1 protein-coding gene is annotated in these 1,747 nt (G+C 43.7%); it reads left to right on the top strand.

Translation table 11 applies throughout. The features are described from left to right. The first annotated feature begins 138 nt into the window (after window positions 1–138). Window positions 139–1,659 carry an ISNCY family transposase gene (locus tag J5X92_RS20815; RefSeq protein ID WP_196897420.1) on the top strand — a complete coding sequence of 507 codons (1,521 nt, stop codon included), beginning with the start codon at window positions 139–141 and terminating at the stop codon, window positions 1,657–1,659. The last annotated feature ends 88 nt before the right edge of the window (window positions 1,660–1,747 follow it).

Genomic DNA, 1,747 nt, shown 5'->3' with positions numbered 1-1,747 from the left:
TGTTAACACCAAGCGACTTTGTCGTATCTTAATTACCAAGCGATTCTGTCGTAAGCGCTAATTACCAAGGGAAACTGTCGGTCACTTTTTTACATGTCTGGTAATGTTCTTTTTTTGAATATTTGAGGCATGTTGAGGATGATCGTGATGGATTCTAAAGCTCAACTAACCGTTGATATTATTGCTAAAGTGGTTGAAGGCAGGATAACAATTGTCAATGCTGCTAAGTTACTCAGCAAGTCTCGACGCACCATTGAACGCTACGTAAAGCAATATCAGCAAGTTGGTATTCAATTCGCTATTCATGGTAACAGTGGTAAAGCCCCACTCAACAAAACGCCGGAATCAATAAAAAAAGCGGTGCAGGTCTTAATCAAAGAAAAGTATTTTGATTTAAATTTGCTCCATCTTGCGGAAAAGCTAGAAACTGATGAACACATTGTCGTGAAACGAGAGACACTGCGTGGTTGGGCACATGATATTCATCATGTTAAACGAGCCAAACGAAGACGTAGCAATGTTCGAAAACGCAGAGAGCGCATGGAAGCACCGGGTCTAATGATGCAAATGGATGGCAGTCCACATCTCTGGTTTGGGGATAAAAAGCACTGTTTAATTGCCATGATTGATGATGCAACCAGTGAAGTCTACGCCGAGTTCTTTCCCTCAGAAACGACGGTTGGTTGTTTGCAAGTGATGCGAGATTGTATTGAAGCCAAAGGCGTGTTCAAAACGCTTTATGTCGATAGAGCCGGTATCTTCGGCGGCCCTAAACGCTGCAACTTCTCACAGATGCAGAGGGCTTGCGAAGAGCTAGGGATTGAAATCATCTTTGCCAATTCACCACAAGGCAAAGGCCGTATTGAGCGAGCATTCGATACCTTCCAAGACCGTCTTGTTCCCGAGCTTAGGCTGAACAATATTAATGATATTGCTGCCGCCAATGCCTACCTTAAACACGTCTTTATTCCGCAGTTCTGGCAAACCAAAATTCAAGTTAAATCAAAACAAGCACCTGAATTTACGCCTCTGTCGAAACACATCAACCTTGATGATATCTGCGTCATTAAAGATCACCGCAAAATACGTAATGACCATACCTTCAGTTATGGCAACAAGTTCTACCTAATAGATTCACCGCTCAAGCACTCCATTACCAATCAGAAAATCGAGATAAGGAACACGAGTAAAAAAGGGTTTACCGCTCACTTCGCTGGTCGCAAACTGAAGATCTCGGAAGTTAATGAACCAAGCAAACTGGCATCAGAAGACTTGGCAATACAGAAGAAACTTGAAGTATTAGCGTTAATCGAAAAGCTTGGAAGTGTCAGCGCTGCATCGCGCCAAAGTGGCGTATCACGGGACACTATTCATCGACACTTAAGACTGGTTAAGCAAGGTGGCCCTGCCGCACTAAAACGCCAAGAAACACCTGATGTGCGTCACAAAAACTGTGTGGATAAGGCGATAGAAGACGCCGTTGTGCAATTCTCAATTGAACACCCTCACCTTGGTCAGCAGAAAGTCGCGATAAAGCTCAGTGAAGCCCTAGGTGTTGATATTAGCGCGGGCGGTGTGCGTAGCATTTGGCTAAGAAACAATATGAATACCACCGCATTGCGAGTCGAAAAATCTAATGCTCTGGCTGAATCGGCATAAAAGATAGCCAGTTTAGCAACTGGCTGATATGCTATTTACGACAAAATCGCTCGGTAATTAGACCGACACAATCCCTTGGTAATCACAC

This window comes from Alteromonas sp. K632G (genome assembly GCF_017653625.1).
In the GTDB taxonomy this organism is placed as follows: domain Bacteria; phylum Pseudomonadota; class Gammaproteobacteria; order Enterobacterales; family Alteromonadaceae; genus Alteromonas; species Alteromonas naphthalenivorans.
Note: the sequence above shows the minus strand (reverse complement) of the source record. Positions and strands in the feature narration are given on the sequence as shown.